The sequence below is a fragment of the Bacillus sp. SIMBA_005 genome (genome assembly GCF_046535585.1).
Classification (GTDB): domain Bacteria; phylum Bacillota; class Bacilli; order Bacillales; family Bacillaceae; genus Bacillus; species Bacillus pumilus.
In genome coordinates this window covers 1-244 of sequence record NZ_JAWRWI010000984.1, presented here as the reverse complement: position 1 = coordinate 244, position 244 = coordinate 1, and the positions used below count along the sequence as shown (strand labels likewise).

Sequence of the window (244 nt, the reverse complement as noted above, 5' to 3'; positions counted from 1 at the left end):
CTCCTCCCGTAGTCATGACGCTTGTGATTTGCGGGTTAATTGCCATGCAGCCTGATTTCGGTACAGCCATGATTATAGGGCTGATTGCGACGTGCATGATCTTGTGCTCCGGCTTCAGCGGAAAGACGCTGGTGAGGCTGCTTTTGCTCGGCGGAATTGTTTTCATTTTAGTCAGCCCGATTCTCTATTTAAATCAGGATCAAATTTTAACCAAGGGCCGTTTGGCGCGTTTTGAGAGTCTTGA

At 48.4% G+C, this 244-nt stretch carries 1 protein-coding gene; it reads left to right on the top strand.

What is annotated here, in order from left to right; translation table 11 throughout:
- A partial coding sequence (locus SB660_RS23035; RefSeq protein WP_410584856.1) for an FtsW/RodA/SpoVE family cell cycle protein occupies positions 1-244 on the top strand: 244 nt, incomplete at both ends.